General features: G+C 54.0%; 17 protein-coding genes. 5 read left to right on the forward strand and 12 right to left on the reverse strand.

All coding sequences use genetic code 11. From position 1 onward, the window contains the following. Nucleotides 1-227 precede the first annotated feature (227 nt). Nucleotides 228-1,148 carry a VOC family protein gene (locus AC812_RS03320; protein ID WP_061913654.1) on the forward strand — a complete coding sequence of 307 codons (921 nt, stop codon included), beginning with the start codon at nt 228-230 and terminating at the stop codon, nt 1,146-1,148. A gap of 128 nt (nt 1,149-1,276) precedes the next feature. Here the strand turns inward: AC812_RS03320 and AC812_RS03325 are convergent, their stop codons facing one another. From AC812_RS03325 to AC812_RS03370, 10 genes are all read right to left on the reverse strand, one after another. After that, nucleotides 1,277-2,194 carry an aldo/keto reductase gene (locus AC812_RS03325; protein WP_061913652.1) on the reverse strand — a complete coding sequence of 306 codons (918 nt, stop codon included), beginning with the start codon at nt 2,192-2,194 and terminating at the stop codon, nt 1,277-1,279. Nucleotides 2,195-2,339: 145 nt separating this feature from the next. Continuing rightward, the gene (locus tag AC812_RS03330; RefSeq protein ID WP_061913650.1) at nt 2,340-3,026 is read right to left on the reverse strand and encodes a hypothetical protein; all 687 of its coding nucleotides are present in this window, start codon (nt 3,024-3,026) and stop codon (nt 2,340-2,342) included. 140 nt (nt 3,027-3,166) lie between these two features. Then, nucleotides 3,167-3,901: a hypothetical protein gene (locus AC812_RS03335; protein WP_145962500.1), complete on the reverse strand. Its 735-nt coding sequence runs from the start codon at nt 3,899-3,901 to the stop codon at nt 3,167-3,169. A gap of 93 nt (nt 3,902-3,994) precedes the next feature. Beyond that, entirely contained in the window at nt 3,995-4,369 is a 375-nt protein-coding gene (locus AC812_RS03340) for a nuclear transport factor 2 family protein (RefSeq protein WP_061913646.1), read from the reverse strand. Nucleotides 4,370-4,405: 36 nt separating this feature from the next. Continuing rightward, nucleotides 4,406-4,897 carry a nucleoside-triphosphatase gene (locus tag AC812_RS03345; protein ID WP_061913644.1) on the reverse strand — a complete coding sequence of 164 codons (492 nt, stop codon included), beginning with the start codon at nt 4,895-4,897 and terminating at the stop codon, nt 4,406-4,408. A gap of 8 nt (nt 4,898-4,905) precedes the next feature. After that, nucleotides 4,906-5,340, reverse strand: coding sequence for an AAA family ATPase (locus AC812_RS03350; protein WP_082148926.1), 435 nt, complete (start codon nt 5,338-5,340; stop codon nt 4,906-4,908). Beyond that, nucleotides 5,274-5,681 carry an ATP-binding cassette domain-containing protein gene (locus tag AC812_RS03355; RefSeq protein WP_061913640.1) on the reverse strand — a complete coding sequence of 136 codons (408 nt, stop codon included), beginning with the start codon at nt 5,679-5,681 and terminating at the stop codon, nt 5,274-5,276. Before AC812_RS03355 ends, AC812_RS03350 begins: the two co-directional genes overlap by 67 nt. 2 nt (nt 5,682-5,683) lie before the next feature. Beyond that, on the reverse strand, nt 5,684-6,733 hold the full coding sequence (locus AC812_RS03360) for a FecCD family ABC transporter permease (protein WP_201797693.1): 1,050 nt from the start codon (nt 6,731-6,733) through the stop codon (nt 5,684-5,686). Then, nucleotides 6,730-7,914, reverse strand: a complete 1,185-nt coding sequence (locus AC812_RS03365; RefSeq protein WP_169787251.1) for an ABC transporter substrate-binding protein — start codon at nt 7,912-7,914, stop codon at nt 6,730-6,732. Before AC812_RS03365 ends, AC812_RS03360 begins: the two co-directional genes overlap by 4 nt. A gap of 7 nt (nt 7,915-7,921) precedes the next feature. Next, the gene (locus AC812_RS03370) at nt 7,922-8,479 is read right to left on the reverse strand and encodes a PadR family transcriptional regulator (RefSeq protein WP_061913637.1); all 558 of its coding nucleotides are present in this window, start codon (nt 8,477-8,479) and stop codon (nt 7,922-7,924) included. 196 nt (nt 8,480-8,675) lie between these two features. On the opposite strand from AC812_RS03370, the gene AC812_RS03375 reads away from it, so the two are divergent. The 3 genes from AC812_RS03375 to AC812_RS03385 all read left to right on the forward strand — a co-directional run bounded on the left by AC812_RS03375 (nt 8,676) and on the right by AC812_RS03385 (nt 10,672). Further along, nucleotides 8,676-9,611 carry a hypothetical protein gene (locus AC812_RS03375; protein WP_061913635.1) on the forward strand — a complete coding sequence of 312 codons (936 nt, stop codon included), beginning with the start codon at nt 8,676-8,678 and terminating at the stop codon, nt 9,609-9,611. Nucleotides 9,612-9,679: 68 nt separating this feature from the next. Further along, entirely contained in the window at nt 9,680-10,129 is a 450-nt protein-coding gene (locus tag AC812_RS03380) for a nucleoside deaminase (protein WP_061913633.1), read from the forward strand. A gap of 93 nt (nt 10,130-10,222) precedes the next feature. Then, nucleotides 10,223-10,672, forward strand: coding sequence for a hypothetical protein (locus AC812_RS03385; RefSeq protein WP_061913631.1), 450 nt, complete (start codon nt 10,223-10,225; stop codon nt 10,670-10,672). Between the two features lie 77 nt (nt 10,673-10,749). Here the strand turns inward: AC812_RS03385 and AC812_RS03390 are convergent, their stop codons facing one another. Together AC812_RS03390 and gatB are read right to left on the reverse strand one after the other, a co-directional pair. Beyond that, the gene (locus AC812_RS03390) at nt 10,750-12,036 is read right to left on the reverse strand and encodes a Glu/Leu/Phe/Val family dehydrogenase (protein ID WP_061913629.1); all 1,287 of its coding nucleotides are present in this window, start codon (nt 12,034-12,036) and stop codon (nt 10,750-10,752) included. 262 nt (nt 12,037-12,298) lie between these two features. Continuing rightward, nucleotides 12,299-13,765 (reverse strand): Asp-tRNA(Asn)/Glu-tRNA(Gln) amidotransferase subunit GatB, encoded by a 1,467-nt coding sequence (gene gatB, locus AC812_RS03395; RefSeq protein ID WP_061913627.1) that lies wholly within the window; start codon nt 13,763-13,765, stop codon nt 12,299-12,301. Between the two features lie 177 nt (nt 13,766-13,942). Between gatB and AC812_RS03400 the strand changes: the two genes are divergently transcribed. Continuing rightward, entirely contained in the window at nt 13,943-14,653 is a 711-nt protein-coding gene (locus AC812_RS03400) for a hypothetical protein (protein WP_061913625.1), read from the forward strand. Nucleotides 14,654-14,773: the final 120 nt, after the last annotated feature.

The following is a 14,773-nucleotide window of genomic DNA, read 5'->3' on the forward strand; positions in this document are numbered from 1 at the left end:
TACCACCCATCACAGACCAACCGGCGGGCGATCGTTCGGCATACCGCTTTAAGATGCCAGGGGATGATGCACACCCTCGGACGCTTTTAAAGCATTGACACAAAGAAGTAATTGGATTATTCTGGTAAAGTAAGTCAACGATAATACTTGCTTAATCCGTCATCAAAGTTACAACCGCTGAAAGGGATTTTGCCAGAACCCAATCGTTCAATTGAGAGGAAAACCGTATGATCCCAGTCCTTGAGCCGGTGGCAATTGTCCCCCACCGCATCCATCCGCAAACCCGGCCGGCTTACGTACATCTCAAAGTGGCCAATTTAAGCCGAGAGATTGACTTTTACGAACGTCTGATCGGCTTGCGTCTCAATTGGAAAAACCAGCAAAGCGCCGGGCTTGGTATCGGCGGGCGCGATATCGTCCGGCTGTCTCAAATTACCAACGGCAAGCGTTACCGCGGGGTGAGCGGACTATACCATTTTGCCATCCTCTTCCCCAATCGCCGCGAACTGGCCCGCGCGATTGCGCGTCTGTTCGCCTACAAATGGATCAATTATCCCACCGATCACATTATGACCAAAACCACTTATCTGGACGATCCGGAGGGTAATCACATTGAACTCTATTGCGAATCGCCCGAGGACGGCCTGTTTGGAATGGTCAATGGAGAATTCATCGCCATCCGCCAGGACGGCACTCCCAGCGACGGGAGAGAGCCGCTCGACCTGGAAGCGTTGTTTGCCCACCTCTCGCCGGATGACCGGCTGGACGAGCCGTTGCCGGAGGAAACCCGTCTTGGGCACTTTCACCTTTACGTCGGCAGCCTGAAAGACAGCCTGGCTTTTTACCATGATTTACTCGGTTTTGATAATATGGGAATCGCCCGTTCCTTTCGCATGGGAATGGTTTCAGCCGGCGGCTATCATCATCACATTGGTTTCAACACCTGGCAGGGTGAAGGCGCGCCCCCTGCCCCGCCCGATGCCCTGGGAATGCTGCACTTCGCCTTTGAATTGCCCGAACCAGCCGAATTCGAGCGATTACATCAACACCTGACCACCCAGGCTGTCTCCTTCGATCTGCGGGCAGACGGCCTTGCCCTGCGAGACCCATCCGGCAATCAAATTGTGTTCCTGAAACCAATGAGGTAAGGTTCAGGAACGGGAAAAGCTCCGCCAAATTTTAATGCCTGATCCAGGCAGCCCCCCAAATCTTCCACCGCTGCGCATCCAGCGGCTGATAAAAGTCAGGCGCAAAGTTGTATCTTCCCTGTGCTTTTTTATGGTAAGGCGTTTCCGGCTGCCAGATAAATCTCATACCACTCTTCACGGGTGAGATTCACCTCGGCGGCTTTCAGGCTGTCCTCCAAACGCTGGAGGTTGGTCGTTCCGATGACCGGCTGCATTTTAGCCGGGTGACGCAGCAGCCACGCAATTGCAATCGTAGTGTTCGAGACACCGTAGCGTGCGGCAATTTCATTCATTTTAGCGTTTAGAGCCGGGAATTTTTCGTTTCCCACAAAAACACCCTCGAAGAAACCATACAGGAATGGCGACCAAGGCTGGATGGTAATGTCGTGCAGCCGGCAGTAGTCCAGCACACTGCCATCCCGATCATAAGCTGCTGGCACATCCATATTGACATTTATCCCCTGGGAAATCATGAAGGCGTGCATGATGCTCAACTGCAGCTGATTGGCCAGAATCGGCTGCCTGACATATTTTTTCAACAGCTCGATCTGCATCGGTTTGTGATTGGAAACGCCGAAATGCCTGACTTTTCCGGTGGATTGCAAAATGTCAAATGCTTCGGCCACTTCTTCCGGTTCTACCAGTGCATCCGGACGGTGCAGCAATAAAACATCCAGGTAATCGGTACGCAAACGCCTGAGGATGCCGTCCACCGAATTCAGGATATGTTCCTTCGAGAAATCGTACCGCCCCTCACGGATGCCGCACTTGGATTGTAAGATGACCTTTTCGCGCACATTATCATTCATGTGAATGGCCTGAGCGAAAATCTCCTCGCAGGCGCCACCTCCGTAAATATCGGCGTGATCAAAAAAATTTGCGCCGAGCTCCAGAGCGGTTTGGATGAACTTCTCGGCTTGCTCAGGCTGTAATTGATTGATCCGCATACAGCCAACCGCCACCACCGGTACTTCCAGATTGCTCGAACCCAATTTGATTTTTCTCATGCTTCACCTCTTTCAGATGGTTCGGATTGCTAACACCCCTGATTTTACACCCCTTCGGACGATTAAAATTCCTTGTAACCAAAAGGGTACTGTCAAAGCCCCTCTTCCCAGAGGAGATAATGTTGAAATACTCAGCAAAGCAATTTCATTTCCTCTGGAATAAATTAAGAATTTCTATAGCCTGGCGAATGTTCTGGCTTAGCAATGAAAGATCGTTCTTATCGGAGGAGGGACTGTAATCCTCAATGACGAACATATCTCCCTCTGCCAGAATGGTGAAAAACGCGGTTCTGGAAAAATAATCCGCTATTCGATCATTGAAAAATCGGCGGACACCCTCCTGATCACCGGAAAAGAGCTGGTACTTTTTGTTAAATTCCGGGAATTCCGGAAGTTCAACTTTTTCATCCACTGTGGAAACTACCCGCTCGATAATTTGATTGGCCAGGCTGCCCAGTCCAAACTGGTTTGGGTCAATTTTCGGAAAGATTTTGAGTGAGGGCAAAGATAGATTCCCGGAAATGATTGCAATGCCTCTTGACACGATAACCCCGTCGGGATTATACAGGCTAAAAATATACAGGATGCCGTCCGGCAATCTCCGCTGGTAAAGTTCGCGAAAAAAAGCATACCGATTACGATACAAATTACTAAACCGCTCTTCAAGAGCGCGGTCAGGAGATGCGGGTACAAATCCAAGACCTTTAAGGAGTGCCTGTCCTTCCTGCCTATTTTTGATAAACCTTCTGGAAAACACCAGAAACAAAACGACCCCTGCACCAATCACGAGCAAAGCAATCCACGTCGTTAATTGAGACCCCTCGCCATTCATTCTGACCTCCAAAGATATCTCTGTAAATCCAATTTACAGGTTGAATGTTTATTTGGAACAACCCGAAAGAGAAAAAAACCTGGTTTAATTCCATCTCAGGCAATTGGAGTTGCACACCGGTCAGATGAGATTCTTCAGCCTTAGTGATCATCCAGCCTTAACTCATCAAAATCAAAACATGCGTACGTCTCGTAAATTACCCGGCGGCTCTGTTCAATAACCTCCCCTGCTGGTGTAACCAGCACATTAACTGCGAAGAACTCATGGGGTTCACAACCCATACGGTGATCCGAGTCGAACAAGAAGACCACATACCCCTGCGGGGTTTCCTCCACATGAGTTTCCTCTATCTTATCCACTAAATACTTTACCTTGCCGTTTGGATCAAAAGAATACTCAGCCGATAAAGAGGTCATCGCCATGGCGTAACTTAAAGCCTCTTCGGCTGATTCGACTGGCGCAAAAACCTCGCGGAATTCAGATTGCTTGATCATCAAGCGGGTTTCGTCATCAAGAAAGACCACAAAACTGCGGTATCTTGAATCAAGGCCATTTGGTTGGCGAAAATAAGCCTTGTTGGGTGGATTATCCCCCTGGTGGATACATTCCCCAACCGGAAAAGGCGGTTCTAAACCGCCTGTATAAAAGTGTGGCGGCCTGATCTCGTCACAACCCAGCCGAATCAGTTCGGTACAATTTTCCCCCAGCACACCACTACATCCCGTTTCTGTGAGTCTTTCAACATTGACTGACCAGTCAAACGGCGGATAGTCCACAACGACGACTTTCGGAGTGGGGGTCGCATCAGGTAAGGATTGGCAACTTGCCATCCAGAACACCTGCAAAATCACCCATATCAGCCGGCTTTTGAGCATGAGTTTCGCCAAAAGAAGAATGGGAAAAGGTGAAAACTTGGTTAACGTATATACGAAAGAAATGATAAAACAGTTCCATAGCTCTTGTTTCTCTCACCCCTTAACATAAGAAAGTTTCTCACAAATCAAGCCGTCCCTCACACGGTACACATCCACCCCGCGCACGTGACCGCTGTTTCCCTCCTCGTCCACCCAAGAGTATTTCCATCGCATCACGCAGCGCTCGCCCATCCCGAAGACTTCTTCCACCTCAATCCGCGCTTGTGGAGACTGTTTGAAGAATTGTTCCCAAAAGCGGTGCAGCACTTCTTTCCCCCTGTAGGGAGTACCATCCGGAGGTGGATAGGTGTTTTCAAACAGGCAATCCTCGCTCATCCACTGCATCATTGCCGGCACGTCATGCCGGTTGAAGGCCTCATTAAAAGCCAGCACCACCCGCAAGGCCGCTTCGATTTTTGCCAGTTTCACGGCTCTCCTTGTGCGTAAAGGCGTTGTTTATATCAGTTATTGTATCGCATTCCGCAGCGTAATCACCGCTTGGGGCTGCCACTGCTCAGCGATGGACAGCAAAGAAGGGCGCACCACCACCACCGCCAGCCGGTAAGCCCGCGTGGCAATCGCTTCCAGCGCATTTACCCAGCCCTGGCCCTGCAACAACTCTAAGGGACCCATTTCATCCACGATCAATAAATCGCACGGCAGCGCACGCCGAAAAACCGCATTGCCCCACCCAACCGTATCCGTCTCAAAAAGCCATTCACGGGTGTGAATAAGGGCGGCGTCTTTCACTGAACGGCGGGTAGCCAGCCGGCGGCGCTCACCGCTGCGCACATCCACCGCATCAATCGCTGTTTTTTGCCCGTTCTCAAACACCGCCGGACTGATCAAGCCGGCCACATCCCACCCGGCTTGCCGCGCCAGATCCAAAAACTGCTGGCACCAGCGGGTTTTACCCGTACCGATTTCCCCGGTGATAATCCATAAGTCACCCGCCACAATCTGCCTCACACCCAGGTCAAATAACGGTGACCGTCAAAACGATGCACCTGGACCGGAATACCGTAGACTTCGCTGAGCCGATCGGCTTGCCAGATGTCCTCCAGCGCCCCGCTGGAAAGCACCTGCCCGCCGCGCATCAACACTACTTGATCGGCGAGGGCGGCGACAACTTCCGGCTCATGAGAGGTGAATAAAATCGTCGTACCACCGGCAACCAGATTCTGCAAGCAGGTCACCAGCCGTTTCTTGTTGCCCAAATCGAGATGGGAGGTCGGTTCGTCCAGTAAAAGCAGGTCGGCCTGTTGAGCCAGTGCCCGCGCCACCAGCAGCAGCTGAAACTCCCCGCCGCTCAGGGATTGGACTGTCCGCCGGGTCATTGGCAGCAAGCCGGTGGTTTCCAGAGCATACAGGGCAATTTCCACATCCTCAGCCGTCGGCATTTGCAACGGCGAGAGGTGCGGCGCTCTGCCCAGCAATACATATTCCAGAAGCGAATAAGAAAATGGATTGGTTTCGCGTTGCGGCACAGAGCCACCTTGCGCCCCAATTCCTGACGGGTATAGGAACTCAGCAGACGGCCCTCCAACCAGATACGCCCGGCCTGAGGTTGAAAACGGCCGTAAGCCAGTCGCAGCAGGGTGGTTTTACCGGCCCCGTTTGGCCCCAGAATAGCCGTCACCCGGCCGCGCGGTACATCCAGTGAAAGGCCCTGCAAGGCTCTTTCGGCTGCATCCGGGTCACGGTAAACCACTTGCTCAAAACGCAAAACGGCTTCGTTCATACTCAAACCTTGTAGGTACGACGGGTCATCAAGATCACAAAGCCCAGCGCGCCCAGCAGGGAGGTCAAGATGCCCAAGGGGATCTCGCCAGCGCTGATTGTGCGCGCCAGATTGTCGCAAATCATCATGAAAATGCCGCCCGACAGAAAAGCGGTCGGCAATCCATCCCGCGCGTCGGCACCGCTCAGCCGGCGGGCCAGCTGCGGCACCAGCAGACCCACCCAGCCAATCAATCCGCTAATCGAGATGGAAGCAGCCGTTACCGCCACCGCCGCCAGCAACACCAGCAGGCGTTCACGGTTGGCAGCCACCCCCAGTGAAAAAACCACCTCATCATCCAGCGCCAGCAGGTTCAACCGCCAGCGCATCAACCACAGCACCAGCAGCCCCAGGCTGATCAACGGCAGCACTGAAAGTACCGACCGCCAGGTAATACTCCACAAGCCGCCCAACAGCCAGAAGGTAATATCCGGCAGTTGGCGCAAGGGGTCGGCCAGATACTTGATCAACCCGACCCCCGAAGCAAACAGAGCCGAAACGGCAATCCCCGCCAGCAACAAACGCAGTACCCAGCCGCCGTAGCGCACCCGCCGTGCCAGCAGATAAGAAAGGAACAAGCCAGCCAGCCCAAAAATCACGGCGCTGAACTGCACCTGCCAGCCCACCCCGCCTGAGGCAAGAATCGTCAGGGCTGCTCCAAAGGCAGCCGCCTGTGAAACGCCCAAAAAACCCGGCTCTACCAGCGGGTTGGCAAATACCATCTGCATCACCATACCGGCGCCTGCCAGGCTCATGCCAATTAACACAGAAGCAATCAGGCGCGGCAGGCGCAGGTTGAGAATCAAACGTTGCGCCAGCGGATCTTCCGTCAGTTGCGCGGGGGAGATCAAACCCACGTGCGGGTAACGTCCAAGGAACAGGGAAAGTCCAAACACAACCAGCAGCAAGATCAACATGCCCAGTAACCGGCGGCGGCTCTGAGAACGGCTGGCGGACTTCAAAGCTGCCTTCGAAACAACGGGCTGACTGCTGACCGGGCGAGCCAGATTCACGGTTGAATACCCTTCAAAATCGGTAAAATTTTCCCTTCAAATTCAACCGCATCCAGCCCGTACAATTGGGCGAAAAACTGCCGGGTTTCTCCAATCATATCCAGTTCAGGAAAGGCCTGCGGGTGTAACTGAGCCGCCAGAAAACGCAGGCCAAGAATCCAGCGCGTATCCGGCTGGTCCCACGAGTAAAAATCTTTGGGAAAAGGATACAAATGACCTTCCTGTACAGCGCGCAGCGCCTGCCACTGGCCGTCCTGTTTCAGGTTTTCAACCACCTGTTCCGGGTTTGCGGTGTAGGCGATGATAAAGATGCGATCGGCATCCCACTGGGCTATTTGTTCAAAGTTGACCTTGGTCCAGCCGCTGCCCAGTTCAATATCCGTCCAGACCGGCACACCCCCGGCCAATTCGGTTATGATGGTTTGCAGCCAGTTTTTTGGAGCCACATTGAAAGCCACCTGCCCATCCCGGTCGGAGTAGTACAACAGCAGCGTGCGGGGTTTTTGTTCATCGGTTAAACCGGCCAGGGCACTACTGACCTCCTCGAGATGCTGCTGATAGAACCCCCACACCTCTTCTGCCCGCTGGGGATTGCCGAAAAGAACGCCCAACGTTTGTAAATCGCGCTGATATTCTGCCGGGTTTTCCATCGAAAGGTAAACAACCGGTATGCCCAACGCCTCTAACGGATTACCCAGCGTTTCCTGCATATAGGGTTTGAGGATGACCACATCCGGGCGGGCTGTAACCACCTGCTCGGCGCCCACATTGGTCTCAAAGGCAATTTTCTCCGGTAAACGCTCATCTACCAGGGCCAGAAAATCCCCATCCGGCGATTGGGACGTGCGTGAAACGGCGACCACCCGCTCGAAGGATTCGGGGAAGACATAAACGGCATCGGCCAGCAAGGCAACCCCCCGCCCCGCCACGACAATCCGCTGCGGTAAATTCTGCAATGTAACCCTTCGCCCCAGCGCATCCGTTACCGTAAGGGATGAATCAACCGGTGTTGAAGTGGGTGTAGCCGTCTCGGTAGCCCGCTGTGGCGTTGGGCTCGGTTCAGACGGAGAAGAAGTGGGAGTTGGCTGGGTCTCAGGATTTTCGGTAGCAGCCTGCGGCTGACAGGCAGCCAGAAGGATCATGAGAATGATCATCCACAATACCCAAATCGTTCGTTTCATCATAACACTATATCTCCAAATTCAAGAATTTTTGGTCAAACCATTTCAATAAAGCCTGCACCTGATTGACACGAATTTCACAGGCCATCCGGTTGAACGGTTGACTTTCAGGGATGCGATCGAGTTGATTTTGTAAACGCTGCAATCCTTCCATCAGAACCCGCCGCTGATCGGCGAGAATCGGCTCGATGGCTTCGGGCCGGATTCGTCTCAACACATACAGGCGGGCAGGCAGGTCCAAACGCACCACCTGAACACTGCACGGAGATGGCTGGATCAGCCACTCCTCAGCCTGTTTGCGGCCGGCTTCGGTCAGTTCAAATACCCGGCGTGGCAGGCCCCGTCTGGAAGGCGTTTGTGTGCCAGCAACCCACCCGCGCGCCTCTAACCGCTTGAGAGTGGCATATAACTGGCTCTGACTCAACCGCCAGATCTGGTTCAAATCCTGCTGAAGGGTGCGGTTTAGCTGATAACCGTCCCGCGCCCCTTCCAGCAAGAGGGACAGCAGCAGATTTTCGGGCGTGGCTGAACGAGATTGGGGAGCAGTTTTCTCGGAAAGCTTCATAAACTCACTCGATGAGTATTATACAACCGGATTTTCCGTTCGGCAACATGCCGTACTCATCTTTCCAGCATGACATTCGACACCTTCGATTTACCTCATCCACACATTTCCGCATTCCATTCTCGTGCTAGAATGGAAGAAAACCACTTAATTTTCTTTTCCCAATCCGGTTACAAATCGGTAGGGGGAGTAAGCAATGAATCAATCCAACAAACGAAAGCGCATCTTGATCGGCGTGGTCACGGTGGTGATTTTCCTGAGCGCCGGCTTTTACTGGGCGAGTCGTCAAATTCCAACTTGGGGAAGCTCCGCCCAAGAGATCAACCTTGCCCTGCCGGGTGATGAACTGATCCCCTCGCCAGAACTGATCTGGAATCACGCCATCACCGTTCAGGCGCTCCCGCAACAGATATACCCGTGGCTGGTTCAAATCGGCGATTCACGCGCCGCCTTCTATTCAATCACATTCATCGAGAATCTGTTTTGCATGACCACCGGGGAATGCCATTATAAAAACGCCGATCGAATTCACGAGGAATGGCAAAACCCCACCCGCGGCGAACAGGGCATTATTATCAATTATCTGGTGATTCAGGATTATCAACCGGATGAATTTGTGCTGGCGAGAAACTCCACCGCCCTGCCGTTACAATGGACATGGTTGTGGTATGTCTATCCCATTGGCGAGAATACATCCCGTTTGGTAGTCCGCCATCGTATTGATACACCGCAAGATGTCCCGATGGGGATCTTCAACCTGATCATGAACAGCGGGTATGTGATGGAAAGAGGAATGATGCTGGGTATCCGCGAACGGGCTGAAGGACGCATTCCCTCCCCGCTCACCGAATCCGTCGGGGCGCTCATCTGGCTGCTGGTCTTTCTTGGCGGCGTGATTGCAGCGGTTAATTTTATCCGTCTTCCGCGCGGCTATCATGCCCTTGGTGTGGGTATAGAAGTCATCATCGTCCTGTTTATCCTCACTTTCATCCAGCCTCCCTTCTGGCTGCGCTGGGTGTTGTTAATGCTGGTGACAGCCGGGGTGACCATCACCTTCTGGCAAACTAAAACGATGCCCCAAAAAACCTCACCGGGTCAACAGCCCTTTGAAGAAGATAGTCAGACGGCTTGAATCTACGCCCATTTGTGATAAGATACATCCAAATTATTCCACCTTAACCACTGAGGAGGAAGTCATTTATGGATGAATTCATGCAAGCCGCCTATGAGGAAGCCATGCAAGGCTACCGCGAAGGGGGTATTCCGATTGGTTCGGTGCTGGTCTTGGATGGAAAAATCATCGGACGGGGACACAACCGCCGGGTGCAGCGCGGCAGCCCGGTGCTGCACGCCGAAATGGATGCGCTTGAAAATGCCGGCCGGCTGGCTCCGGAAGAATACCGCCGGGCAACCATCTATACCACGCTCTCTCCCTGTGATATGTGCAGCGGCGCTATTTTGCTTTACAAAATTCCGCGTGTGGTGATCGGTGAAAATCAGACCTTTCTGGGGGCAGAAGAATTGCTCAAATCACGCGGGGTGGAACTGGTTGTTTTGAATGACCCGCAATTGATTCAGATGATGAAGGATTTTATCGCCGAAAAACCCGATCTGTGGTACGAGGATATTGGTCACTGCATTGAGTGCTGAGTCGGTTTTGTGCAACTTTCTTTCCTCTTTTGCGTAAATAGTGTTGCATGTAATCCGTAATTCAATTACACAACCGCGAAAGAGGTAAAACAAATGACACAATCCACCCCCACTCCCGTTATCGTCCAACCGCAGGAACAAGGTCCCGGCTGCCTGATTCGCATCCTGTACTTTTTGCTGGTCGGCCTCTGGCTGGGCGGCATCGTCACGGTCGTTGCCTGGGTGCTGAACGTGACCATCATCGGGCTGCCGCTGGGTCTCTGGCTGCTCAATCGGCTGCCCCAAATCATGACCCTCAAACCGGTCAAACGGCAGGCGCGGGTGATGGTCGTGGACGGGAAGGTGATCTATCGCGAGTCCAGCCTGCCGCAGCCGCCTTTCCTGCTGCGCGCCCTGTATTTTGTGCTGGTTGGCTGGTGGTTCAGCGCGTTGTGGCTGGCGCTGGCCTGGCTGTTGACCGGTGTCAGTCTTGGACTGGGGTTACCGCTTGCCTTCTGGATGTTTGACCAGACACCCGCCATTACCACCCTCGCACGGTATTGATCCGACCCTATGACTTCAACATGCAGCCGCCTCTCCCGGCCGGGAGAGGCGGCTGTTGATTGGCTGGTTCCCTGAGATTAAATCCAGCCGCGCAGTTCCATCGCCTTCACGACGCGGTTAATCGCTACCATGTAAGCCGCGTCCCGCATATACACCTTCTCTTTTTCTGCCAGTTCCAACACGGCTTCAAAAGCCGCGGTCATCTTTTGGTCAAGTTTGGAAAGGACTTCCTCTTTTGGCCAGTAGAAATTCATATCGTTCTGGACGCTTTCAAAGTAAGAAACCGTCACACCCCCAGCGTTGCACAGGAAGTCCGGGATGAGGAAGATACCCCGCTGGCGGATAACCTCGTCGGCTTCGGGGGTCGTGGGGCCGTTTGCGCCTTCGGCAATAATTTTCACGCGCGGCGAAATCTTGTGCACCGATTCGGCATTGATCTGACCTTCCAATGCTGCCGGAATCAGCACATCCACCTCTTTGCTCAACCAGGCATCCGCCGGTTCAATGGCATAACCGGCTTCTCTGGCTTTGTTTTTGTCAATCGTGCCGTATTGATCGGTGATGCTCATCAGGAAGCGCGGGTCAATCCCATCCGCCTTGCTGACCGTGTAGGGAGTGCGGTCTTCGCGGTCCCAGTAAGAAACACACACCACCTTGCCGCCCAGTAACTCGGTGAAGCCAATCGCCGCGTATTGCGCCACATTGCCAAAGCCCTGAATGGCTGCCAGACACTGGGTGGGATCCATTTTGAGATGCTTCATTGCTTCGCGCACGGTGTAAATCACGCCAAAGCCGGTGGCTTCGGTGCGGCCGAGCGAGCCGCCGCCCCCAACCGGTTTACCCGTGATCACGCCGGGAGTATATTCACCAACCAGTTTGGAGTACTCGTCCATCATCCAGCCCATCATTTGCGGAGTGGTACCGACATCCGGGGCCGGCACATCCTGACGCGGGCCGATGTTCTTCCACATTTGCTGCACCCAGCCGCGTGCCAGGCGTTCTTTTTCGCTGGTGGAGAGGGTAGCCGGATCAACAACTACACCGCCCTTGCCGCCACCCAGCGGAATATCCACAACCGCGCATTTCCAGGTCATCCAGGTGGCCAGCGCGCGCACGGTGTCAATCGTTTCGGCCGGGTGAAACCGAATGCCGCCTTTGCTGGGGCCACGGGCATCGTTATGCTGAACGCGGAAACCCTGAAAGACCTTGATCGTGCCGTCATCCATTCGCACCGGGATGCGGAAGTGGAATTCGCGCAGCGGCCAGCGCAGAATCTCGCGTACCTGTGGGTCAAGTTTGAGCAGTTCTGCCACATGATCGAATTGGCGTTGTGCCATTTCAAACGCATTGGTGGTTTCTGCCATTGTTTTTTTCTCCTGTGAATGAAAGATTTGGTCAATTCAGCCGACAATTAAAAAATAAACGGGCACAACGGCGCTGTGCCCGCTCAGGACTGGGTTTGGAATTGCTGCTGGCAGCTCATCAGTTCAATTGACCTCGCGGAAGGTGATGATGATCCTGATATAGGGTAGCAAACCTGAAGCCGTTCGTCAATATGATGAAAATCGCCTCTCTCCGGTGATTCCCGGCATCGTTCGGCGCAATTCGTCACATTCCAGTATCGTTTCAATTACCTTTCGATCCGGCCAGCTGGCGCTCCAGCTCGGCGCGCGCCACAGCGGGGCTGGCACGCCCGGCCGTCTGGCGCATCACCTGCCCCAGCAGCCAGTTGAACACGGTCGTTTTCCCCTGATGGTAAGAAGCTACCTCGCGCGGGAATTCGGCCAGCACCTTCGCAACAATGTCGGCAATCTGGCCGGCATCGTCCAACTGGATTAAACCGCGCTCTTCGATGATTGCATGTGCCGGCTTACCGCTGGCAAGCATTTCATTCAGAACCAGCTTGGCCGTGTTCAGGTTGATGATCCCTTTGGCCGTCAGGCGCAACAGGTCAACCAGCCCGGCGGGCGGCACGCGTAAATTTTCAAACTTTTCTCCGCTCTGGTTGAGCCACCCAAAAATTTCTCCGGTGATCCACAGGGCTATCGTGCGCGGGGCTATCGAATCGCCGGCCTGTTCGAGGCAGGCCTCAAAATAACGGGCAACCGCCTCTTCCTCGCTCAGTAAAACCGCTTCGCCTGCGCTCAGTCCGTAGTTGTGGATAAAACGCTTCTTCATCGCCTGCGGTAGCTCCGGCAAATTGGCGCGCACCTGCTCAATCCACTCCGGCTCAATCACCAGCGGTGGCAAATCCGGTTCGGGAAAGTAACGGTAATCATGCGCCTCTTCTTTGCTGCGCTGGCTTACGGTTACCTGAGCGGCCTCATCCCATCCCAACGTTTCCTGCTGGACAGCCTGACCGTTTTGCAGCAAATCCGTCTGGCGTTCAATTTCGTAGGCAATTGCCCGCTCCATTGCCCGGAAGCTGTTCAGGTTCTTAATTTCTACCCGCGTGCCGAGGGTCTGGCTGCCTGAGGGGCGCAGGGAAACATTGGCTTCAAAGCGGATCACGCCCTTTTCCATATCACCGCTATTCGCACCAACCCGCCTCAAAATTGCCCGCAAAGTGGTGGCATAGGCGCGCACTTCTTCTAACGAGTGCATATCCGGTTCGCTGACAATTTCAAGCAAAGGCACACCGGCGCGGTTTAGATCAACCAGCGAGAAGGATTGCCCGTCTGGATCCTGCATGTGGATCAGTTTTCCGGTATCTTCTTCCAGATGAACCCGGCGGATGCGCACCGTCTTTTCCCCCCGTGCGGTTTCAATGCGCAGTACCCCGCGCTGCGCCAGGGGGTATTCATACTGCGAGATCTGGTAGCCTTTGGGTAAATCGGGATAAAAATAATTCTTGCGGGCGAACAAACTCAACGGCGCAATTTCACATTCCAGCGCCAGCGCCACCCGCAAAGCCAGTTCCACCGCCTTGCGGTTGACCACCGGAAGCGTGCCCGGCATGCCGGCACACACCGGACATACGGCCGTGTTCGGTTCAGCACGGGTGGAATCCACCACCGGACAGGCACAAAACATCTTCGAGCGGGTTTGCAGCTCGGCGTGAACCTCTAATCCGATGACCGTTTCGTACGGCATAGCATGCACATCCTTAATCTTGTCGGAATGCCAACGATTTTACCATAGCGCACCGCCCTCCCAAATCCAATAATTTCCCAATCGGCTCTTAATAATTTCTGAACAATCGTTTGTTATCTTAAGCACAGCAACAAACGGGAAATTCCCGAATTTATTTTGACAGAAAGGAGTAAGGTTATGAAGAACAAAAAAGTATGGATTGGGATCTCAATAGGCGCTCTTGCCCTGATGCTGGCTATCGGCTTAGCAACCCAGGCCGTTCAGAGTGTCAGCGCGTCCGCACTGCCGCAAATTGGTGGCCCGTTTGGCGGCGGACGGGGCATGATGGGGCCAAACGCGGGTGAAGCCCTGGCGCAGGCCCTGGGTATTACCACCGATGATCTGAACAACGCCTATCAGCAAGCCGTCCAATCCGCTGTGCAGGAAGGGCTGGACAAGGGCTTGATCACCCAGGCGCAAGCCGACGCTATCCTCAACGGAACCGGCCGCTTTGGCGGCAGAGGCATGCTCGGCTGGCTATTCCAAAACGGGGTAGATTTCGAAGCACATCTTGCCAAAGCGCTGGGCATTTCGGTGGATGAGTTACAGGCGGCTTACACCAAGGCTGCCGAGATTCGGCTGGAACAGGCCGTGGCTGACGGACGCATCACCGAAGAAGAAGCCAACCTGCTCCGCGCCCGCCATGCGTTGTTCAACAACGAAACCTTCCAGAACTCCATGCAGGCCGCTTTTGAAAACGCCGTAAAAGAAGCCGTGACCAATGGAGTCATCACCCAGGCACAGGCGGATCTCATCCTCCAGCAAGGCGGATTTGGAATGCGCGGTGGCTTCATGGGATTTGGCGGCTGCCAGGGTGGTGGACGCGGCGGCTTTGGCCGGGGCTGGTAATCCATCTAACCGGCTGGCGGTACGGTAACTTTTCTCCTCCTTCAAAAATACCGCTTTACGGGTGAGGATGCAGCGTAAGATCCCCGGCATCCTCACCCTTTGATTCTGACCGGAGTATAA

It is taken from the genome of Bellilinea caldifistulae (genome assembly GCF_001306055.1).
GTDB lineage: Bacteria > Chloroflexota > Anaerolineae > Anaerolineales > Anaerolineaceae > Bellilinea > Bellilinea caldifistulae.